This window comes from Sandarakinorhabdus glacialis, from assembly GCF_014643455.1.
Lineage (GTDB): Bacteria > Pseudomonadota > Alphaproteobacteria > Sphingomonadales > Sphingomonadaceae > Sandarakinorhabdus > Sandarakinorhabdus glacialis.
Genome location: NZ_BMJM01000010.1, coordinates 74,349 through 95,426 on the forward strand (window position 1 = coordinate 74,349; position 21,078 = coordinate 95,426).

The window sequence follows — 21,078 nt, forward strand, 5'->3', positions numbered from 1 at the left end:
GGTCGAACAGCCGCCGGTAATGCCCATCGGCCTTCAACAGCAGCCCATCATGCGTCCCGTCCTCGACGATCCGGCCATGATCGAAAACCAGGATCCGATCGAGGTTCCGCACCGTCGACAACCGATGCGCAATCACGATCGAGGTCCGCCCGACCAGCAACCGCTCCATCGCTTCGGAAATCAGGCTCTCGCTCTCTGAATCGAGGCTCGACGTCGCCTCGTCGAGGATTAGCACCGGCGCATCCGCCAGAAACGCCCGCGCCAACGCCACCCGTTGTCGCTCGCCACCCGACAGCTTGACCCCGCGCTCGCCGACCGGCGTCAGATACCCACGCGGCAATTTCGCAATGAAATCATGCGCATTGGCCAGCCGCGCCGCTGCCTCGATCTCGGCCATCGTCGCATCCGGCCGCGCATAGGCGATATTCTCGGCCAGGCTGCGGTGAAACAGGACCGGCTCCTGTGGCACGATGGCGATCTGCTGGCGCAGCGATACCTGCGTCGCCCGCGTCACCTCCTGCCCGTCGATGCTCAGCCGGCCCTCGCTGACTTCGTACAACCGCTGGATAAGCTTGACGAACGTCGTCTTGCCCGACCCCGACCGCCCGACCAGCCCGACGCGCTGCCCCGCCGGAATCGTCACGCTCAGCCCCTCGTAGAGCGGCACCGCGTGCGAGCCATAGCGGAACGTCACATCCTCGAACCGGATTTCGCCATGTTCGATCACGATCGGCACCGCGCCGGCATGGTCGGCAATCCCCAGCGGCACATCGTGCAGCACCACCAGTTCCTCCATCTCGTTCACGGCGCGCTGCAGATGGTGAACATGCTGGCCGATGTCGCGCAGATACCCGTGCACCACCAGATAGGCAGTGATGGCATAAGTCACGTCGCCCGGCGTCGCCCTGCCCTGCCACCACAGCCACAACGCCGTCCCGGTCACCGCCAGCCCGCGTCAGCCACAGCAACAGCAACTGCCCGCTGCCGGCCCAGGTGTGGCGCATCCACGTCCGCCGCGTTCGCCCCTGCCACTTGCCGACCGTCCGCGACAGCCGCGCATCCTCGCGCGATTCGCCGGCAAAGGCCTTGACGACCGCATTGCTGCCGATCGCGTCGGCAAGGACGCCGCCGATCTTCGTGTCCCAGGCATTCGACAGCCGCGAAGCCGGCGCAATCCACCGCGCCGCCGGCGCCACCGTCATCGCCACATAGGCAATCGCCCCTACGGCCATCACGATGCCCAGCACCGGCGCCCGCGCGCCCATCAGCAGCATTGATCCCGCCAACACTGTCAGCGACGGCAACAGCGCCAGCAGCAGCACATCGTTGATCGAATCGAACGCCCACATGCCGCGCGTGATCTTGCGCTGCACCGAGCCCGAAAAGCTGTTGGCGTGCCAGTCCGTCGACAGCCGTTGCACCCGCTGGAAAGCGTCCTCTGCAACATTCCGCATAATGCTGAGCGTGAACGGCACGACATTCCACCAGGCAATATGGCGCAGCACCACCATCGCGCCGCCCAGCAACGCCATGGTCGCAAATGCCTTAAGCGCCGTCGCCCGGCCTTCGGTGCCAAGCGCCAAGGCATCGACCAGTCGGCCGGCTTCTACCGGTACGAAGACCTCGGTGACCGTCGCCAGCGACATCATGCCGGCAATCAACCACGCCCGGCCGCGCTGCTGCGACCAGTGGCTGAAAACAAATGCGAACACCTGGCGCATCGACGCCGTGCCCTGATCCTGCGATGGGTTCATGATCTTTTCGCACGGCCTTGGCCATGCGTCCCTGTCTATCGGTGGAAGAAGGCGCCAAGGCGCCCGCCGTATATATGGCGCCGTAGCGCCAGGTCAGGCCGGTTTGCGCCGCGCGCAATAACGGCGCCGGGAGGCCGCGAGCATGGTGGTATCGATCAACCTTGCCCCTCCCTTGCCGATGGACGGCCATCATTTACCAGATGCGCCGCGCCGAAACAACCGCGACAGTGGCGCGGCAACATGGGGGCCGAACATGCGCTATTTTATCGATGCCGAGTTTAACGGCTTCGGCGGCGAACTGATCTCGCTGGCGCTTGTCCCGGAGGACGAAGCCGCACCATCATTCTATGCAGCGATTACGTGCACGAATCCCCAGCCCTGGGTCGCCGCCAACATCCTCCCCGCCCTGCAAATTGTGCCGCTGTCCAATGCCGAAGTCGCCCACGCCTTTGCCGATTTCCTCGGTGCAGCCAACGACCCGGTCATCATCGCCGACTGGCCCGAGGACATCGCCCATGCGGCGCTCCTGCTGGTCACCGGTCCCGGCCGCATGCTCGGCGTACCGCGACTGCGCTTCGAGCTGATCTATATCTTCGATTTCGACGCGGCGGTGACAAGTGCCGTGCCGCACAACGCCCTCCACGACGCAAGGGCCCTGCGCGCCCGCTCCCTCGAAGACGAAGCCGGCTGACGGCGGCGGGATAGCCCGCCGCCGCCGCAACTCAATGTCCGGCCAGCGACGCCAGCAACAGCAACGCGACGATATTGGTGATCTTGATCATCGGGTTGACTGCCGGGCCCGCGGTATCCTTGTAGGGATCACCCACGGTATCGCCGGTCACCGCCGCCTGGTGCGCCGGCGACCCCTTGCCGCCATAGGCACCTTGCTCGATGACCTTCTTGGCATTGTCCCAAGCGCCGCCGCCCGACGTCATCGAGATGGCGACGAACAGGCCGGAAACGATTACCCCCATCAGCAACGCGCCGAGCGCCGCAAAGCCATTGCCCTGCCCCGCCACGGCCGTGATCGCGAAATACACCACGACCGGCGCCAGCACCGGCAACAGCGACGGGATGATCATTTCGCGGATCGCGCCTGCGGTCACCAGGCTGACCGTCCGTGCATAATCCGGCCGCACGCTGCGATCGGCAATGCCCGGGTTCTCGCGGAACTGCGCCCGGATATCCTGCGCCACAGCCTGCGCCGTCCGACCAACAGCCGTCATCGCCATGCCGCCGAACAGGTAAGGCAACAACGCCCCGAGCAGCAGCCCGACGACTACGTAAGGATTGGACAGCGAGAAATCGACCGTCACATTCCCGAAGAATTGCGACAGGTCCTCGGTGTAGGTGGCGAACAGCACAAGTGCCGCGAGCCCCGCCGAACCGATGGCATAGCCCTTGGTGACGGCCTTTGTCGTGTTGCCGACGGCATCGAGCGCGTCAGTGCGTTGGCGCACTTCACCCTCGAGCCCTGCCATTTCGGCGATGCCGCCGGCGTTGTCGGTAACCGGTCCATAGGCATCGAGCGCCACGATCATCCCAGCCAGCGCCAGCATCGCCGTCGCTGCAAAGGCGATGCCGATCAGGCCTGCCAATTTGTAGGTCGCGATGATGCCGACAACGATGACCAGCGTTGGCAACGCGGTCGACTCCATCGACACCGCAAGACCCTGGATGACATTGGTGCCATGGCCCGAATCCGATGCCTTGGCGATCGACTGCACCGGGCGATACTCGGTGCCGGTATAATATTCGGTGATCCACACGATAAGCGCAGTGACTGCCAACCCGACAAGCATGCAGTAAAACAGCGCACGGCCGGTAAAGCCGCCAACCACGCCGGCGATCGTTGGCGCCTCGTTCGCGACAGCCACCTGGTCGAGCCCAATGACGGCATTCATATCGGGGAAGATTGCCGCCGTAGCAAACCAGAGCGCCGGGATCGACAGCAAGCCAGTGACGAGCAAGCCCTTGTAAAGTGCCCCCATTATGGAACCCTTGCCGAGCCGAACAAAGTAGGTGCCGATAATCGAGGTGATGATGCAGACGCCGCACGCCAGCAGCGGCAGGGTCATAAGAGATGCCGCGTCGGGCCCGCTGATGAGCAGTGCCACCAGCACCATCGTCGCGCCGATGGTGACCACATAGGTTTCGAAAAGATCGGCTGCCATACCTGCGCAATCGCCGACATTGTCACCGACGTTATCGGCGATAACGCCAGGATTGCGATCGTCATCCTCGTCGAAGCCAAGCTCGTTCTTGCCGACCATGTCGGCACCGACATCGGCCGCCTTGGTAAAGATACCACCCCCGAGCCGCGCAAAGATCGAAATCAACGATGCGCCAAAACTAAGCGCGATCAATGCGTTGACGACCGCGCGGCTGGTTGGCTCGAGACCACTGGCGACCAGCGCATAAAAATATCCGGCGATGGCAAGCAATGCCAGTCCAGCGACGAGCATGCCGGTGACCGCTCCCGACCGGAATGCCATCGTCAGCCCTGCCTGCAAGGAATTGCGCGCCGCCTCAGCGGTCCGCACGTTGGCGCGTACCGAGATATTCATGCCGATAAAGCCGGTAAGCCCCGACAGCACCGCACCGAGCACGAACGCGCCCGCAGGAATTGTGCCGAGCAAGAAAAATACCAGTACGGCGACGATCACGCCGACGATGGCGATCGCAGTGTACTGCTTGTTGAGATAGGCGCCGGCACCTTCCTGGATCGCCTTGGCGATCTCCTGCATGCGGGCATTGCCCGGCGACGCGGCAAGCACCTGCCTCGACGTGATGATGCCGTATAAGACAGCTGCCAGACCGCAGAAAATTGCGATCAATACGACGTCCATTCGCGTCCTCCCCTAACTCGCCGCAGAATTCATCGGGATCGATGCACCGCAGTCGTTGCGGCAACATTAGCCAGCGAATCGGGGAAAGCAACCGGCGCGAATTAACAGTCGTGCAGCACCGCAGCGGTGCCGACGATCTCGGCATATTCCCCGGCCATATTGGCGAGCGACAGGGCATGGACGTTTTCGGCGGCATGGACCCGGCCATCGCCATCCCTGACGGCAAAGGTGAAGCACGCATCGCCAACCAGCCGCACGTCGAACCCCAGATTGCCGGCGACGCGCACCGTCGCTTCCACCGAATTGTTGGTGATGACGCCAGCCACGACCAGCACTTCGATCCCCCGGCTGCGCAGATGCGCCTCGAGATCGGTGCCGATAAAGGCGCAATTCACCGTCTTGGCGACGATCGTCTCGCCAGGCAGCGGCCGGGCATGATCGAGGAATGCATGACCCGGCGTTCCAGCGCGGTATGCCGAACCGGCTACCTTCGAGTCATGCCGGATATGGATCACCGGATCACCCCGCGCCCGCCAAAGCGCGAGCAGCACCGCCTGGTTGGACTCGGCCCCGGGATTGTTGCGCGGTCCGTGGCGAGCCCAGGCCGGGTCGCGGATGGCCTCCTGGAGATCGATCAGCAACAGGGCCGCCGCCATCAACTATGCTCCCATCCCAGCCGCGCGGGCGTGATATCGACCCCAGCATTGTTCACGGCAGCAACGCCAACTCCCTCGAAAATCTGGCCGATCCGTGTCACCGGCGTGCGCGACGCGGTCGCTGCAGCAGCGACATCAACGCGCCGGTCTGGATGCGCCGTGAACAGCAACTCATAATCGTCACCTGCCGTAGCCCGCGCCAGCATCCCGGCATCGCCATCCGTCCGCGCCAGGGCTTGCCCCGACAAGGGCACGTCTGCCAGCACGATCGACAGCCGCACACCACTGGCGCGGCCGATCCGGTCGGCATCGATCAGCAGACCATCCGAGACGTCCATGCAGGCGGTCGCAATCCCGGCAAGGGCCTGCCCCAACGCCAGCCGCGGCAAAGGCCGCCGAAATCGATTGAGCAAATAGCTGTCCCCCGGCGCCTCCCCCAAGGCAATCGCCAGCCCCAGACCCGCGTCGCCGATTGTCCCCGAAACCCACAGATCGTCCCCGACGCTCGCGCCGCTGCGCGCAAGCGCTTGCCCGGGCTCGACGAACCCCACCGCTGTCAAGCCGAGCACGGCGCGATCGATGCCGGTCACCGTATCGCCGCCCCACATTGCAACGCCGAAATGCGTCATTGCTCGTCCAAGCCCCGCGACGAAAGCCTCCCGCCAGGCGCCGTCCTCGGCTGCCGAAAGTGCGAGGCCCATCAGGACACCGGCCGGCGTCGCCCCCATCGCTGCCAGGTCGGACAGGTTTACCGCCAGCAGCTTCCACGCGACATCGCCGGGCGGATCACCGGGCAGGTAATGCACCCCGCACGCCAGCACGTCGTGGGTAACGACCAGGTCGCGGCCCAGCGGCGGCGTCCACACTGCGGCATCGTCGGCAAGGCCCCGCGCGGCCGGCGTATTCGCGAGCGGCACCAGCAACGACGCGATGAATTCGCGTTCGCCGCCCATGCCTCAGCCGCGCACCCGCCGGGCCACGGTATCGAGCAGGCCGTTGACGAACTTGGCCTTTTTCTCGTCATGAAAGGCATGGCTGACGTCGATATATTCGTTGATGACGGTCGCTGCGGCGATATCGGCGCGCCCCACCAATTCATAGGTCGCAGCTCGCAACAGCGCTCGCATCGGCTTGTCGAGCCTGTCCATGCTCCAGCCTGCGGCCAATGCAGCACTGATCAAGGTGTCGAGCTCGGCTTCGCGGGCCGCCACGCCGGCGACGATATCGTCGAACAGCGCCGTGTCGGCGTCGGCATAGTCGGCGCCCTCGATTTCCTGTCCCAGCCGGTGCGAGTGAAACTCGTGGAGCAGCTTGGCCACGGAATCACCGCCCATTTCGCGTTGGTACAACGCCTGGACGGCGCCGAGGCGGGCGGCGGATTGGGCGGTATTGGCGGGGAGATTGGACACCGCGCAGGCTCTAGCTGCCAGCCGGAAGAAAGTCACGCTTCGGGGCGCGCGGCACCTGGGGCATCGCCGGCCAGCGCGGCTTGTCCCACCATTGTCCACAGGGAAGTCCCCATCCAAATCACCGCCCCGGATTGCCCCCTGCGGCGCGATGCGCGACTATGCGCAATGCTTTCCCCCCTGCCCCTGCGTGTCATCGAACCCGCCGCCGACGCCGCCACCCTTCCCCAGAACCTCGAGGCCGAGGCGGCGCTGCTCGGCGCGCTGATGATTGATAACCGGCTCGTGGAAGACGTGATGATGCGGCTGGCTTCGCATCATTTCGCCGAACCGCTGCACGGCCGCATCTACGACGCCATCCTGCGCCTCGGCGACCGCAAGATGGCCGCAACCCCCGTCACCCTGAAGCCATTGTTCGAGGCTGATCCTGCCATGATCGAGATGGGCGGCCCCGCCTATCTCGCTAGCCTGACGCAACATTCGGGCGCGCTCATCGCAGCAAGGGACTTCGCCCAGCAAATCTATGACCTCGCCTTGCTGCGCGAACTGATCCGCGTCGGCCGCGAAATGGCGGTCAGCGCTGCCGATACCTCGACCGACGTTGCGCCGCTGGCCCAGATCGAAACCGCCGAAATGGCGCTCTACAAGGTCGCCGAGGCAGGCGAAGTCGCCGGCGCCGTCAAGACCTTTGGCCAGGCCACCCGCGAAGCCATCGAAATGGCCGATCGCGCGATGAAATCCGGCGGGCATTTGTCGGGCTACACCACCGGGCTCAACGCGCTGAACGCCAAGATCGGCGGGCTGCACAAGTCGGATCTGGTCATCCTTGCCGGCCGTCCGGCCATGGGCAAGACCGCGCTGGCGACCAACATCGCCTTTGCCTGCGCCCAGCGGCTGGTCCAGGACGCTGCGCACGGCATCGAGCCAGGCAAGTCGAGCGGCACCGCGGTGGTTTTCTTCAGCCTCGAAATGTCGTCCGACCAGCTCGCGACGCGCGTGCTCGCCGAACAGTCGGGGGTGAATTCGGAAAGCCTGCGCATGGGCAAGATCAGCCAGGACGAGTTTAACCGCCTCGCCCGCGCTGCCGGCGACCTGACCAACCTGCCGCTGTTCATCGACGACACCCCGGCGCTGAGCATCGCCGCGCTGCGCACCCGCGCCCGGCGGCTCAAGCGCCAGCGCGATATCGGGCTGATTGTCGTCGACTATCTCCAGCTGTTGCAGGGGTCGGCCAAGAACGGCGCCGAAAACCGCGTCCAGGAAATCTCCGAGATCACCCGCGGGTTGAAGACGCTCGCCAAGGAGCTTCAAGTCCCGGTGCTGGCGCTGTCACAGCTCAGCCGCGCCGTCGAAGCCCGCGAGGACAAGCGCCCACAGCTGTCGGACCTTCGCGAGTCGGGCACCATCGAGCAGGACGCCGACATCGTGCTGTTCGTCTACCGCGAGGAATATTACCACGCGCTCAAGCAGCCCGACCCCGAGGAAGCCGACAAGCATCTGAAATGGCGCGAAAAGGCCGAAAAGATCTTCGGGCTCGCCGAAGTCATCGTCGCCAAGCAGCGCCACGGTTCGACCGGCAGCGTGCCGCTGACCTTCCACAAGTCGATCACCAAGTTCGCCGACCGTGCCGAGGGCGAATATATGCCGGAAGAGATCGGCGAATAAACGGGAGGGGCCGCGTGCCCCTCCCCTCGTCCTACATCCGGTGCAACGCGCACAGCTTGTTGCCGGCGGGATCGCGCAGATAGGCAAGATACAGCTTGCCCATCTCGCCTTCACGCACGCCCGGCGGATCTTCGCAGGTCGTGCCGCCGGCCGCGACACCCGCCGCATGCCAGGCGTCGGCCTGTTCGGTCGAGACAGCTGCAAAGCCGATCGTGGCACCGTTGGCGCATGATGCCGGGGCGCCGTTGATCGGCTTGGTGATGGCGAGGACGCCGGTTGGGGTCATGTAGAAGACGCGGCCGTGCGAGTCGGTCGACCCCGGCGCCACGCCGATAGCGCCCAGCGTCGCATCGTAAAACGCTTTCGATGCCGCGATATCGTCCGCTCCAACCATGATATGGCTGAACATCTGTCGTCCTCCCCTTGTTGAGTACCAACCGCGCGTTTCAGTATGCGCGTACCGGCCGTGAAAACACCTTGACGATTTCCGGCTCGAAACTCTCGAGGCTATCGGCCTTGAAGTCCTTATCGAAGGCCGGCGCATCCCAGCGATCGACGAGCTTTTCGGCTGTCGCGAACCATGGCTCGTCCCTGAACCGGTCGCGCATGTCCGTGGGTTTGCCGAGATATTCGTAATAATAACGGCCCTGGAAATCCTGGTGCCATTTGACGGCATGATAGAGTTCGTCGGAGACATAGGGCTTCAAAATCTCGGCAGCGATCGCCCCGTGGTTTGGGATGCTCATCAGCTTGCCGATGTCGTGGCACAGTGCCGCGACGACCTCCTCGTCGCTGGCGCCGTCCTGCCGCGCCAGTGTCGCCGTCATCAGGCTGTGTTCGAGCTGGTTGGCACCGAAACCGACTTCGATCGCCTCGAGTCGCCGGAGCGATTCCATGATCTGCGCCGGCGCAGCCGAAACCTGGTGCTTCATATGTTCCTGGGCGATATGGCCCCAGTCTTCCTTCGTGCCTTCGAGCATGGTCGTGAACATTTCAGACCGCCTTTCCTGCGTGGATTGCGCGATATTGCGTCCGGAGCGTGACTTTGTCGATCTTTCCCGAGCCCAATTTCGGCAATTGCTCGGCGGAAATCCAGATTCGCGCCGGCACCTTGAAGGCGGACAGGTCGCGTGCGACAAAATCGTGCAGCGCATCGGGTTCGAGTTGCGCTCCCGGCTTGACGTAAACGACCGCGCCGACGATTTCGCCGAGTCGTTCGTCGGGAAGGCCGAAGACGCTGGCCTCGGCAACGGCCGGGTGGGTGTAGAGCGCCGATTCGACTTCCTGGCAGCTGATGTTTTCGCCGCCGCGGATGATGATGTCCTTCTTGCGATCGACAATGAACAAATAGCCTTCCTCGTCGAGGTAACCAAGATCGCCCGAGCGAAACCAGCCATCGCCGGGGAACGCCGCCAGAGTCGCGTCGGGCTTGTTCCAATAACCGCGGCAATTGCACACCGTGCGGATGCAGACTTCGCCGACGCTGCCCGATGGCAGGCCCGGCCCAACCGGGCCATCACCCGCATCGATACGCAATTCGACCAGGGGTGCTGCAGCGCGACCGGTCGAAGCCGGTTTGGCGCGGTAGTTATCGCGCATGTTGCCGGCGCCGACACCGTTGGTCTCGGTCAGGCCATAGCCCTGGACAGGGTTCTTGCCGACAAAGGTATTGGCCAGGCGCTCAACGTGCTCGGGGGGGCGCGGGGCACCGCCGCTGGCGATATCGACGAGGCTCGACAGGTCGTATTTGTCGTGGTCGGGATGCTGCATCAGCTCGAGGCTCATCGTCGGCACGCCGACGAAATAGGTGGCGCGCTCCTTCTCGATCAGCCGCAGGGCTTCGCCGGCATCCCATTTGTGCATGATCACCATCTTGCGGCCGATGGCGATCGAGACAAGCAGGACCGGCACCGAACCGGTGATGTGGAACAGCGGCACATTGAGCAGCATGACCTGCTGGTCGGCGGGCGGGGCCCCGGCTTGCGCCGACAGTTCGAGCAGGGCGAGCCCGGTGACGAGATAGTTCATCGATCCGGAAACCAGCGCGCGGTGTGTCGAGACCGCGCCCTTCGGGCTGCCCGTCGAACCGGATGTGTACATAATCGTCGCATCGTCTTCGGGCGCGATTTCAGGCTGGTACCACATGGTATCGGGGGATGCGGCGACCTCGTCCTCAACGCGGGCGAAGCCGAAACCGGCGGCGACGTCGGCGGAGGTCCGCACTGTCAGCACGACGGCGTGGCAACCCAGGGTGGCCATCCGCCGGGCGCGTTCCTCATCGGCGATGACCATCCGCGCGCCCGAATCCTTGAGGCCGTAATCAAGTTCCTCGGCGGTCCACCAAGCGTTCATCGGCACGGCGACGGCGCCCAGATGAAGGATCGCCACATAGACGACGATCCATTCGGGATAGTTGCGCATGGCGATGGCGATGCGGTCGCCCTTGGCGATGCCGTGCCGATGCTGGAGCATGGCGGCCATCTTCAGCCCGCGGGCATAGACGTCGGCGAAGGTCGCTCGCTCTTCGCCGAACACCAGGAATTCGCGCGGGCCATTGGCAGTGAAAAAGAAAGCGAAATATTCGCGCATCGATGGCGGCGCGGCGGTGAAGACCGGCAAGACGGCACCCCGGACGGTGGCGGTGCCGATCCCGAGTTGGCCGCCCGGGGCGGTGATGCCCTCGACGACGGAATCGAGTGCGGTATCGAGCGCAGACTTCATGACAATCCCCAGGGCCAGTTACACGGGCGTTTTATTCGCCTCTTGTTGCTCGCCTAAATGACAGGCTCCGCGCCATTTGCAACGGTGCGCCCCTAATATCCCATCATCCGCGCCAGCCGGTCCCCCTGGAAAGCGACGTCGCCGAAGGTCTCCTGCGCGGCGCGGGCCCGCTTCATGTAGAAACCGATATCGAAATCGTCGGTCATGCCGATGCCGCCGTGCATCTGGACGCCTTCGTTGGTGGCCAGCTTGGCAACTTCCCCCGATTTCGCCTTGGCAAGGCTGGCGAACAACGACGCCCGCTCGTCCTTCTCGTCGAGCGCCACCAGCGAACGCAGCGTCGCCGAGCGGGCCAGTTCGACTTCGCAGAACAGGTGCGCGGCACGGTGCTGCAACGCCTGGAAACTGCCGATCTTCTGGCCGAACTGCTCACGCTGCTTGAGGTAATCGATTGTTCGCGTGAAGCTTTCCGAGCTGACCCCAAGCATTTCGGCGGCCAGGCAGGCACGCCCCGCATCGAGCATCTTCTCGAGGATGGCAAAGCCGCCACCGACCTCGCCGAGCACATCGGCACCATCGACCTGGACGTCTTCGAAAGTCACCCGCGCGGCATTCCGGCTGTCGATCAGCGAGCGGCGCTCGGTGCTGATACCCGCCGATTTGGCATCGACGAGGAACAGCGTGATGCCGTCCTTGTCGCTGGTCTCGCCGGCAGTACGCGCCGCGACGATCAGCGTGTCGGCGACATGGCCATCGAGCACGAAGCCCTTGGTACCATTCAGCTTGAAACCATTACCCGAAGGCGTCGCCGTCGTCGCGACCTGCGCCGGCGAATGCCGCGAAGCCTCGTCGGCCGCCAGCGCAAACAGCCGCTTGCCCTCGGCAATCAGCGGCAAATATTTCGCCTGCTGCTCCGGGGTGCCGCCGGTGACCAGCGCCGTGGTGCCGAGCACCGCCGTCGACAGCATCGGCGCCGCCGACAAATTGCGCCCGATGGCCTCCATGATCAATCCGGCGGCAACATGCCCGAAGCCGGCGCCGCCGTGCTCCTCGGGCACCAGCACCCCGGCAAAGCCCATCTCGGCCATCTTGGCCCAGGTGCCGCGGTCGAAGCCGGTGGCGTCATGGTCGTCGCGCAGCTTGCGGTGCTGGGCGACAGGCGCCTCGGTCTTGAAAAAGCCATCCGCTGAATCGCGGATCATCTTCTGGTCGTCGGTAAGGACTAGTGCCACGCGTCAGGCTCCCGGCAATTCAAGCACGCGCTTGGCGATGATGTTGAGGTTGATTTCGGACGTGCCGCCTTCGATCGAATTGGCGCGGCTGCGCAGCCAGCCGCGAGCGAGGTCTCCCTCCCCCTCGGTCTTGCCGGCCCAGGTCAGGCCATCCGAGCCGGCGATGCTCATCAGCAGCTGCTGGCGGTCCTTGTTAAGCTCGGTGCCAAAATATTTGAGCATAGACGACAGGGCGCCGACCCCCTGCCCGGCCTTGGCCTCGTCCTTGACGCGCTCCATGGTCAGCGCGAACGCCCAGGCATTGATTTCGTGGCGGACGACATCGGTGCGCAGGCCGGTGTCGGACAGAATCGCATTCTCCAGGCCAAGCGTTTTGCGGGCGATGTCGCTGACCGAATCGCGCCCGCCCATCTCCGTGTCGCCGATCATCTCACGTTCGTGAGTGAGCAGGTATTTGGCGATGTCCCATCCCTTGCCGGCTTCGCCCATGAGGTTGTTTTTGGGCACTTTTACATCGTCGAAGAACGTCTGGCAGAACGGCGAGGCGCCCGAGATCAGCTTGATCGGCGACGTCGAGACGCCGGGGCTGGCCATGTCGAACAGCAAGAACGAAATGCCGAGGTGCTTGGCCGCGGCCGGGTCGGTGCGGACCAGGCAGAAAATCCAGTCGGCCTTGTCGGCATAGCTGGTCCAGACCTTCTGGCCGTTGACGAGATAATGATCACCCTTGTCCTCGGCCGAGGTGCGCAGCGAGGCGAGGTCGGAGCCGGCGCCGGGTTCGGAATAGCCTTGGCACCAGCGGATTTCGCCGCGCGCGATTTTCGGCAGATGCTCGAGCTTCTGTTCTTCGTTGCCGTATTTCAACAGCGCCGGCCCGAGCATCCAGATGCCGAACGACGACAAAGGCGAGCGCGCCTTGATGCGGCGCATTTCGGAGCCGAGCACCTTGGCTTCGTCCTTGGTGAGGCCGCCGCCGCCATAGGCCTTGGGCCATTCGGGGACGGTCCAGCCCTTTGCGCCCATGCGTTCGAGCCAGGTTTTCTGTGCTTCGCCAGTGAATTGGACGCCCCGGCCGCCCCAGCAGACATCGGCGTCGCGGGCGATTGGCAGGCGCATTTCGGCGGGGCAATTGGCCTCCAGCCAGGCGCGCGTTTCGGCGCGGAATTGTTCCAGATCGGCCATGTGCCTGTCTCCCCACTGGTGTATTTGTCTTGTCGCTTTATGGTGCGGCCAGCCGGGGACGGCAAGCTGACAAAAAGGCGTGAAGCATTGCTCGGTGAACTACAGATCGCGGTCGATTTCACCACCTTGCCGCTGCGGCCGGATGTTTTCACGATCGACGCCTTCGTCGCTTTCGGGCGAGAGCTGGGGCCATTTTCTCTGCGCTGGTATAGCCTTAGCTATATCGCGGCGATCGTGCTCGGCTGGTGCATGCTGGCCAAGATGATCAAATTGCCGGGCAGCCCGATGAATTCGGAACAGCTCGACAGCTTCATCACCTGGGCGACCCTGGGCGTCATCATCGGCGGGCGGCTGGGCTATGTGCTGTTCTATAATCCCGATCAATATATGGCCGAACCGCTGTCGATCCTGCGGTTGTGGGATGGCGGGATGTCGTCGCACGGCGGCATTGCCGGGGTGTTGATCGCATGTTTCGGTTTTGGCCGGGCGAACAAGGTTTCGGGGCTGCGGACGCTCGATTTCGTCGCTGTCGTGTCGCCGCTCGGGCTCGGGCTCGGGCGGCTGGCGAACTTCGTCAATGGCGAGCTTTGGGGCCGACCGACGGGGACCAACTGGGGTGTGATCTTTCCCGATGCGGGGCCAGAACCGCGCTATCCCTCTCAATTGTTTGAAGCAACGCTGGAGGGCGCGATCCTGTTGTCGGTCATGCTGGCGCTGTTCTGGGGGACGCGGGCGCGGTTGCGGCCGGGGCTGCTGGCTGGCGTTTTCGGGGTCTGCTATGGGATTTCGCGATTCATCGTCGAGTTTTTCCGTGAGCCGGACCGGCAGCTCGGGTTCCTGTCGTCGGGGCTGACGATGGGGCAAACCTTGACGATCCCGATGGTGATTATCGGGGGTATCCTGATCCTGCGGGCGGTATCGCGGCCGCCCTTGCCACTAACGGCGCCGCTGGCGGCGTGAGCGGGCTGGCGGAGGCGCTGCGGGGGCGGATCGCAGCTGGCGGACCGCTGCGGCTCGATGACTGGATGGCGGCTTGCAACGGCCATTATTACGCCGGCCGCGACCCGTTCGGGGCGGCAGGAGACTTCGTCACGGCGCCCGAGATCAGCCAGATGTTCGGCGAACTGATCGGCGGCTGGGTGGGGGATTTGTGGACACGGGCGGGCTGTCCGGAGGCGGTGCTGAGCGAGTTTGGACCCGGCCGCGGGACTTTGATGGGCGATTTGCAGCGAGTCCTCGGTACTTTGCCGGCAGGTCCGGGGACATTGGACCTGCATTTGGTCGAAACCAGCCCGGTTTTGCGCGCAGCACAGACGCATTTGCCGGCGACCTGGCATGACCGAGTCCAGGATTTGCCGGATGACAAGCCGATGATCGTCGTCGCCAACGAGTTTTTCGATGCGTTGCCGATCCGGCAATTTCTGGGCGGAGCGGAGCGGGTCGTGGATGTCGACGGCGACGGTTTCGTCGCGGCGACGTTGCCGTCCGACGCGCCGCCGGGGGAAGTCTGCGAACCGGGACTGGCGATCATGGCATTGGTCGGCGAGCGGTTGCGGAGGCATGGCGGCGCGGCGCTCATTATCGATTACGGCTATTGGCAGGCGCAAGGCGTCGACAGCCTGCAGGCGCTGCGGCATCACGAAAGCGCCGATCCTTTCGCGGCGCCGGGGGAGAGCGATCTGACTGCGCATGTCGATTTTGCCGCGCTGGCGCGGGCGGCCGGCGATGTGCGGGTTTCGGGGCCGTTGCCGCAAGGCGTCTGGCTCGGGCGGCTGGGTATCGAGGCGCGCGCGGCGGCGCTCAAGCGGCGGGCGACGCCGGCGCAGGCGGCGGGCATCGAGGCGGCGCTGGTCCGGTTGACGGCGCCGACGACGATGGGGGCGTTATTCAAGGTCATGGCGCTGTCGTCGCGCGATTGGCCGGTACCGGCGGGGTTCGACGCATGATTACTTACCGTGATGCCGCGCCGGCAGATGGCGCGATCCTGGGCGGCATTGCCCGGGCGACGTTCATCGAGACGTTCGGCAATCTTTACTCGCTCGAGGATTTGACGGCGTTCGTGAACAAGGGCAGCGACGCGGCCTATGCCGACGAGCTGGCCGATCCCGATATCGCGGTGCGGTTTGCCGAGGCCGGGACCGCGCAGGTCGGGTTCGCCAAGATCGGCGGGTTGAAGCTGCCGGCCGATGAGCATGGCGCCAGTGCCGATGCGGCGGAACTGCGGCAGCTGTATATCTATCGGCCTTGGCATGGGGTCGGCATTGCCGATGTGCTGACCGACTGGGCCAAGGATGCGGCGCGGGCGCGGGGGGCGTCGGAACTGTGGCTGTCGGTGTTCACTGACAATCACCGGGCGCGGCGGTTTTATGCGCGGCATGGGTTTGCCGAGGTGGCGCCGTATGAATTCATGGTCGGCAAGCAGGCCGACGTCGATATCTTGTGCCGGGCGATGCTGTGAGCCTTAATTTTGTCACGACGCCTTTGATCGGCGTGCGCCACGGCTTCGTCGGGCGGCAGGGCGGCGTTTCGGCCGGGATCTTCGAGAGCCTGAACGTCGGACTGGGGTCGTCGGACGATGCCGAGGCGGTGCGCGAGAACCGCCGCCGCGCGGTCGAGGCGGTGGCGCCGGGCGCGGTGTTGGTGACGCTCCACCAGGTCCATTCGAATATCGCAGTGCCGGTGACCGCGGCATTCCCCGACGCCGAGCGCCCGCATGCCGATGCGATGGTGACGGCGACGCCGGGGCTGGCGCTGGGGATATTGACTGCCGATTGTGCGCCAATTTTGCTCTGTGATGCCGAGGCCGGGGTGATCGGCGCGGCGCATTCGGGGTGGAAGGGTGCGCTGAACGATATTGCCGGAGCGACGGTGTCGGCGATGGAGGCGTTGGGGGCGCGGCGCGAGCGGATCGCGGCTGCGATCGGGCCCTGCATCGCGCGGGCGAGTTATGAGGTCGATGGCGGGTTTCGGGATCGGTTCACCGAGCAGGATGCGGCGCACGACGGGTTTTTTGCGCGGGGGCGCGGGGACCGGTTTCAGTTCGATCTGGAAGGGTTCGTGGCGATGCGGCTGGCGGCGGCGGGGGTGCGGCAGGTGGCGGCGCTGGGGATCGATACCTGTCCGGACGATGGGCGGTGGTTCAGTTTCCGGCGCAAGACGCATCGGGGGGAGCTGGATTACGGGCGGCAGGTTTCGGTGATTTCGCTTTAGCGCGAAGATTGGGCCTGGTTTTCGGAGGGCGGGAGATGGGCCCCGGCCTTCGCCGGGGTGACGGAAGGAGTCAGGGCTTCGAGGTCCAGCAGTAGGGATTGCCAGGCGGTTTCGAACTCGTGGGTCCAGTCGGGGCCGAGGATGTCGCTGAGGGTGTCGCTGAGGGTGTCGGCGATGACCTTGAAGAAAGTCGTGAAGACGGCGGGCGGGACGCCATAGGCGTCGTGGGCGGCGCCTTCGGAGCGGATGAGGTGGTCGGCGTAGTTTCGCGGGCCGATGAAATCGAGGATGGCTTCGAAGACGCGGGTGAGCATTTCGCCTTTTACGGCGTTGCTGCGATCCTGGCAGAAGAGTTCGGCCATTTCGGGGTGCTGGGCGAAAAGACGGGCGTAGACGAGGGGGGTCGGGTCGCCGGCGCGGTCGGCCGCGAGGGTCAGGCTGGACTCGATTGCGGCGGGGTCTGGCATCTTAGGCAAGTAAGCACCCCTCTCCCCGCTCGCACAAGGGTGCGAGTCGCCCTCTCCCTCAAGGGGAGAGGGAAGACTAGATTTTGCTACCCAGGGCTTTGGCGAGGCTGTTGGTGGCGCTGCCGGGTTTAAGGGGGACCTGCTGGCTCGGGGCGGGGGCCCAGCCGGCTAGGTGGATGATTTCGACGGTTATGGCGGTCTTGCCGTCGGGGGCGGCGCGGGCGGCGAAGCGCGATGCGGCTTCGGCGAGGACGTCTCGGCGCAGGGGTGTGCGCGACGATAAAGGCGAGCGGGCGCCCATGGCGGTGAGGTCGTCGAAGAGCGCGAACAGCGAACTGTAGCGCACCGTCAGGCGATCGACGTCGGCGACGGGGAGGGCGAAGCCGGCGCGTTGCAGGAGGGCGGCGGCAGCCTGGGCCTCGACCATCGGGGCGAGGCGGGCTGCTGCTCCTCCTGTGCCAGCAATATCGGCCTCGATGAGGTCGGCACGCATCTCGTGAAGGGTCATGCCGCCGACAAAGGCGGCGACGAACAGTCCGTCGGGCTTGAGGACGCGGCGGGCCTGGACGAGGGCGCCGGGCAGGTCGCTGACGCTGGCGAGGCCGGCCGCGGAGACGACGAGGTCGAAACTGGCGTCGGCGAAGGGGAGGCGATCCTCGTCGGCGACGACATCTGGGGCGTCGGCGACGATGCTGATTGCGCGGGGGGCGAGAGCGAGGCGGGTGGCGCCGGGCCAGATCGGGGCCGGGCCGCCGAGATCGAGGACGGCGGTGAAGTCGCGCTTGATGGCGGCGACGCGCTCGCGGATTTCGTCGGCCATGGCGGCGTGGAGGAAATCGGCGGTAGCGAAGCTGCTTTGCGCGGCGGCGTGGCGGCGGCGGCGCAGGCTGCGGTCGAAGGGTTCGGGGGCGGCGGACATGGGCGGGAGGTAGCGGATCGGGGGGCGGGTGAGAAGGCGGGGTGTGGTCGCGGAGAGTGGGCTTCATTCGGGACGTGCGGGCTACCCTCACCCGCTCGCCTCAGGGGCGAGTCGCCTCTCCCTTAAAGGGAGAGGGTAGAAAGGCTCGACTTCGTCTAGGGTCGCGCATGTTCAGGCCTTTGCAAGCTGTGGTCGACCTGGTGTTGCCGCCGCGGTGTCCGGCTTGCCGGGTGATCGTGGCGGATGACGGGCGGTTCTGCCTTAAATGCTGGCAGGAGCTGGTGTTCATCACGGAGCCGGTGTGCGCGCGGTGCGGGACGCCCTTCGACCACGATCGCGGTGCGGGGGCGGAATGTGGCCCGTGCCTCGCCGACACGCCGCGGTTCGATTCGGCGCGGGCGGCACTGGCCTATGGCGGGCCGGCGCGGACGGTGTTGCTGGCGTTGAAGCATGGCGATCGCCAGCATCTGGCACGGGTAATGGCGCCGCACATGGCCCGCGCCGGGGCGGCGCTGCTGACCGCCGACACGATCCTGGTGCCGGTGCCGCTGCACTGGCGGCGGCTGTGGCGGCGGGGCTTCAACCAGGCGGCGTTGCTGGCGCAGGCGCTGGCGCGGATCAGCGGCGCTGAACTGGCGATCGATGCGCTGGAGCGGCCCAAGCCGACGGGCAGCAGCGCGGGCATGGGCCGCCGGGCGCGGGCGAAGAATGTGCGCGGCGCGTTTCGGGTCAAGGATCGCAACCGCATCCGCGGCGCCTGCGTTGTGCTGGTCGACGATGTGCTGACCACCGGGGCGACGGCCGAAGCGTGCGCGCGCGTGCTGCGGCGGGCGGGCGCCCGGGAAGTTCATGTATTGACGTTTGCGCGGGTCGTGCGAGATGCTGGCAGCTTGTAGTTGGCGGATCGGCGGCGCAGCCCCATATCCGATCAAAGATATCGAGGACGAGTCATGGCCAAGATCGAGATTTATACCAAGTTCCTCTGCCCTTACTGCTCGCGCGCCAAGTCGCTGCTGAGCGCCAAGGGCGTGCCGTTCGAGGAGTACGACATCTCGATGGGCGGCCCCCTGCGGGCCGAGATGCTCGAGCGCGCCGGCGGCAAGTCGACGGTGCCGCAGGTGTTCATCGATGGCGCGCATATCGGCGGCAGCGACGATCTCGCGGCGCTCGAAAAGGCCGGCAAGCTGGACGAATTGCTGGCGGCCTGATGCTGCGCATAGGGATCGTGCAGGCGACGACGGGGATCGACCCGGCGGCGGAGGCGCGGGCCTTGTCCGACGCGATCGGCGCGCTGGCGGCGCAGGACGCGCAGATCGTCTTCACTCCGGAAATGAGCGGTTATCTCGATCGCGATCGCAAGCGTGCGGCGGGTAACATCGGTTTCGAGGCCGATGATATCGTGCTGACGGCGGTGCGCGACGCCGCGCGCGAGCACAAGGTCTGGGTGCAGCTGGGCAGCCTGGCGCTGCGACAGGAGACGAGTCTGTTTGCCAATCGCAGCTTCGTCATCGACGATGAAGGCGAGATCCGGGCGCGCTACGACAAGATCCACTTGTTCGACGTGACGCTGGCGGGCGGCGAAAGCTATCGCGAATCATCGGCGTATCGTCCTGGCGAGGCCGCTGTCGTTGCCGGGACGCCGTGGGGCGGGCTGGGGCTGACGATCTGCTACGACGTGCGGTTTCCGGCGCTGCACCGGGCGCTGGCCGAGGCCGGGGCGGTGATGCTGTCGGTGCCGGCGGCGTTCACCCGGCCGACAGGAGCGGCGCACTGGCACATATTGCTGCGGGCGCGGGCGATCGAAACCGGATGTTTCGTGATCGCGGCGGCGCAGACCGGCATCCACGCCGATGGGCGCGCCACCTATGGCCATTCGCTGGTGATTGCGCCCTGGGGCGAGATATTGCTCGACATGGGCGAGGCAGCGGGCACGGCGCTGGTCGAGATCGACCTGGACGCGGTCGGCGAGGCGCGCGGCAAGGTGCCGGCCCTGGAGCATGCGCGCCGGTTCAGCCTGCCTGCATGATCGTGTTCGACCTGCTGTGCGGGCAAGCCCATGTTTTCGAGGCGTGGTTCGGGTCGTCGGACGACTATGAATCGCAGCGCGCGCGGGGGCTGATCGCGTGCCCGTTATGCGGCGATGGCGGGATTTCCAAGGCAGTGATGGCGCCGGCGGTGGGGGCCAAGGGCAATCGCGCGGCTTCTGCAGTGTCTCCGTCCGGGCGCGCCGAGATGCTGGCGGCGCAGCGGGCGATGGAGGCGGCGTCGGACTATGTCGGCGGAAATTTCGCGGTGGCGGCGCGGGCGCGGTTCGGCGACGCCGAGCGTGCCAAAAACGCGGGCGATGCGCCGGTACGCGGCATCTACGGCGAAGCGACGATCGACGAGGCACGAGCATTGGCGGAGGACGGAATCGCGGTGATGCCGCTGCCGTTCACGCCGCTGGTCCGATCGGACGCGTGAGTTTTCGCTTGAACTGTCGGCGCGGCGCGGCGATGGCAAGTGAACCGCACCCGTAGCTCAGCAGGATAGAGCAACGGTTTCCTAAACCGGAGGTCGCAGGTTCAATTCCTGCCGGGTGCACCACCGCTTTTGTCCGTTTGCATGAAGCATGCGCTTTTTTTGCAGATGCCTGCGCTTCGTCAGCTTGCTGGCTGCAGAAGCAGATAGGTGAGGATCGGTCACTGGCGGTCAGGATCGGACGATCGATAACCGTCAAGGTCACCGCAGCCCTGGCCCCAAACACGTATCCGCCAGCCGAGTCGTTGTTCGATGTCACAGACCCTTAGATAAGGCCCTTCGGGCGCCTTGTTTCTGAAAGGATCGCAGCCTTCATAGCGGCTCGAAGCCTCATGGTGATCATTGATCGCATTCCCTGCGCGAACAGTATGAGCGCACGACAGGGTCTCGGTCTAGGGTTGGGACCCATAAACAGGATTCACATCTGGTCTGAGGTGTGATTCAAGCTTCCGAGGCATCGGGAGCGCGGCATGGCAGGCGAGTTTTGGTTGGACGAC

At 65.3% G+C, this 21,078-nt stretch carries 21 protein-coding genes, 1 tRNA gene and 2 pseudogenes; 11 read left to right on the forward strand and 13 right to left on the reverse strand.

From position 1 onward, the window contains the following. Positions 1-268: 268 nt before the first annotated feature. Positions 269-796: pseudogene (locus IEW98_RS16550) on the reverse strand (ATP-binding cassette domain-containing protein); the annotation flags it as partial. 313 nt (positions 797-1,109) lie between these two features. Next, a pseudogene (locus tag IEW98_RS16555) lies at positions 1,110-1,754 on the reverse strand (6TM ABC transporter family protein); the annotation flags it as partial. Positions 1,755-2,007: 253 nt separating this feature from the next. Here IEW98_RS16555 and IEW98_RS13195 point away from each other — a divergent pair. Beyond that, the gene (locus IEW98_RS13195; RefSeq protein ID WP_188763470.1) at positions 2,008-2,445 is read left to right on the forward strand and encodes a hypothetical protein; all 438 of its coding nucleotides are present in this window, start codon (positions 2,008-2,010) and stop codon (positions 2,443-2,445) included. A gap of 31 nt (positions 2,446-2,476) precedes the next feature. Here the strand turns inward: IEW98_RS13195 and IEW98_RS13200 are convergent, their stop codons facing one another. From IEW98_RS13200 to nusB, 4 genes are all read right to left on the reverse strand, one after another. Then, complete coding sequence (locus tag IEW98_RS13200) at positions 2,477-4,603, reverse strand: sodium-translocating pyrophosphatase (RefSeq protein ID WP_188763472.1); 2,127 nt, start codon at positions 4,601-4,603, stop codon at positions 2,477-2,479. 101 nt (positions 4,604-4,704) lie between these two features. Further along, the gene (locus IEW98_RS13205) at positions 4,705-5,259 is read right to left on the reverse strand and encodes a cysteine hydrolase family protein (protein ID WP_188763474.1); all 555 of its coding nucleotides are present in this window, start codon (positions 5,257-5,259) and stop codon (positions 4,705-4,707) included. Continuing rightward, a complete protein-coding gene (thiL, locus tag IEW98_RS13210; protein WP_188763476.1) occupies positions 5,259-6,212 on the reverse strand; it encodes a thiamine-phosphate kinase in 954 nt (317 codons plus the stop codon). The genes IEW98_RS13205 and thiL overlap by 1 nt, the downstream gene beginning before the upstream one ends. A gap of 3 nt (positions 6,213-6,215) precedes the next feature. After that, entirely contained in the window at positions 6,216-6,668 is a 453-nt protein-coding gene (gene nusB / locus IEW98_RS13215) for a transcription antitermination factor NusB (RefSeq protein ID WP_188763477.1), read from the reverse strand. Positions 6,669-6,833: 165 nt separating this feature from the next. Between nusB and IEW98_RS13220 the strand changes: the two genes are divergently transcribed. Then, positions 6,834-8,330, forward strand: coding sequence for a replicative DNA helicase (locus IEW98_RS13220; RefSeq protein WP_188763479.1), 1,497 nt, complete (start codon positions 6,834-6,836; stop codon positions 8,328-8,330). A gap of 31 nt (positions 8,331-8,361) precedes the next feature. Here the strand turns inward: IEW98_RS13220 and IEW98_RS13225 are convergent, their stop codons facing one another. From IEW98_RS13225 to IEW98_RS13245, 5 genes are all read right to left on the reverse strand, one after another. Beyond that, the gene (locus tag IEW98_RS13225) at positions 8,362-8,739 is read right to left on the reverse strand and encodes a VOC family protein (RefSeq protein ID WP_188763481.1); all 378 of its coding nucleotides are present in this window, start codon (positions 8,737-8,739) and stop codon (positions 8,362-8,364) included. A 37-nt stretch (positions 8,740-8,776) separates the two neighbouring features. Continuing rightward, positions 8,777-9,322, reverse strand: coding sequence for an HD domain-containing protein (locus tag IEW98_RS13230; RefSeq protein WP_188763483.1), 546 nt, complete (start codon positions 9,320-9,322; stop codon positions 8,777-8,779). Between the two features lies 1 nt (position 9,323). After that, positions 9,324-11,051, reverse strand: a complete 1,728-nt coding sequence (locus tag IEW98_RS13235) for a class I adenylate-forming enzyme family protein (protein WP_188763485.1) — start codon at positions 11,049-11,051, stop codon at positions 9,324-9,326. Positions 11,052-11,143: 92 nt separating this feature from the next. After that, positions 11,144-12,283, reverse strand: a complete 1,140-nt coding sequence (locus IEW98_RS13240) for an acyl-CoA dehydrogenase family protein (protein WP_188763487.1) — start codon at positions 12,281-12,283, stop codon at positions 11,144-11,146. A 3-nt stretch (positions 12,284-12,286) separates the two neighbouring features. Further along, the gene (locus IEW98_RS13245) at positions 12,287-13,465 is read right to left on the reverse strand and encodes an acyl-CoA dehydrogenase family protein (protein ID WP_188763489.1); all 1,179 of its coding nucleotides are present in this window, start codon (positions 13,463-13,465) and stop codon (positions 12,287-12,289) included. Between the two features lie 39 nt (positions 13,466-13,504). Between IEW98_RS13245 and lgt the strand changes: the two genes are divergently transcribed. From lgt to pgeF, 4 genes are read left to right on the forward strand one after another with little or no spacing between them, the layout of a single operon-like run. Next, the gene (gene lgt / locus IEW98_RS13250; protein ID WP_188763491.1) at positions 13,505-14,425 is read left to right on the forward strand and encodes a prolipoprotein diacylglyceryl transferase; all 921 of its coding nucleotides are present in this window, start codon (positions 13,505-13,507) and stop codon (positions 14,423-14,425) included. Further along, complete coding sequence (locus tag IEW98_RS13255; RefSeq protein WP_243450761.1) at positions 14,422-15,411, forward strand: class I SAM-dependent methyltransferase; 990 nt, start codon at positions 14,422-14,424, stop codon at positions 15,409-15,411. Before lgt ends, IEW98_RS13255 begins: the two co-directional genes overlap by 4 nt. Continuing rightward, positions 15,408-15,923 (forward strand): GNAT family N-acetyltransferase, encoded by a 516-nt coding sequence (locus tag IEW98_RS13260; protein WP_188763494.1) that lies wholly within the window; start codon positions 15,408-15,410, stop codon positions 15,921-15,923. Before IEW98_RS13255 ends, IEW98_RS13260 begins: the two co-directional genes overlap by 4 nt. Continuing rightward, a complete protein-coding gene (pgeF, locus tag IEW98_RS13265; RefSeq protein ID WP_243450762.1) occupies positions 15,920-16,675 on the forward strand; it encodes a peptidoglycan editing factor PgeF in 756 nt (251 codons plus the stop codon). The genes IEW98_RS13260 and pgeF overlap by 4 nt, the downstream gene beginning before the upstream one ends. On the opposite strand, the gene IEW98_RS13270 is transcribed toward pgeF, so the two are convergent. Both IEW98_RS13270 and IEW98_RS13275 read right to left on the reverse strand, forming a co-directional pair. Continuing rightward, positions 16,672-17,142 carry a globin gene (locus IEW98_RS13270; RefSeq protein WP_188763498.1) on the reverse strand — a complete coding sequence of 157 codons (471 nt, stop codon included), beginning with the start codon at positions 17,140-17,142 and terminating at the stop codon, positions 16,672-16,674. The genes pgeF and IEW98_RS13270 overlap by 4 nt on opposite strands. 76 nt (positions 17,143-17,218) lie before the next feature. Beyond that, positions 17,219-18,061: a methyltransferase domain-containing protein gene (locus IEW98_RS13275; RefSeq protein WP_188763500.1), complete on the reverse strand. Its 843-nt coding sequence runs from the start codon at positions 18,059-18,061 to the stop codon at positions 17,219-17,221. Between the two features lie 167 nt (positions 18,062-18,228). Between IEW98_RS13275 and IEW98_RS13280 the strand changes: the two genes are divergently transcribed. From IEW98_RS13280 to IEW98_RS13300, 5 genes are all read left to right on the forward strand, one after another. Continuing rightward, positions 18,229-18,957 (forward strand): ComF family protein, encoded by a 729-nt coding sequence (locus tag IEW98_RS13280; RefSeq protein WP_188763502.1) that lies wholly within the window; start codon positions 18,229-18,231, stop codon positions 18,955-18,957. Positions 18,958-19,011: 54 nt separating this feature from the next. Beyond that, the gene (gene grxC, locus IEW98_RS13285; protein WP_188763503.1) at positions 19,012-19,269 is read left to right on the forward strand and encodes a glutaredoxin 3; all 258 of its coding nucleotides are present in this window, start codon (positions 19,012-19,014) and stop codon (positions 19,267-19,269) included. A 2-nt stretch (positions 19,270-19,271) separates the two neighbouring features. Beyond that, the gene (locus IEW98_RS13290; protein WP_188763528.1) at positions 19,272-20,087 is read left to right on the forward strand and encodes a carbon-nitrogen hydrolase family protein; all 816 of its coding nucleotides are present in this window, start codon (positions 19,272-19,274) and stop codon (positions 20,085-20,087) included. Then, positions 20,084-20,524: a DUF1178 family protein gene (locus tag IEW98_RS13295; protein WP_188763506.1), complete on the forward strand. Its 441-nt coding sequence runs from the start codon at positions 20,084-20,086 to the stop codon at positions 20,522-20,524. The genes IEW98_RS13290 and IEW98_RS13295 overlap by 4 nt, the downstream gene beginning before the upstream one ends. 46 nt (positions 20,525-20,570) lie before the next feature. Next, positions 20,571-20,647, forward strand: a tRNA-Arg gene (locus IEW98_RS13300). The last annotated feature ends 431 nt before the right edge of the window (positions 20,648-21,078 follow it).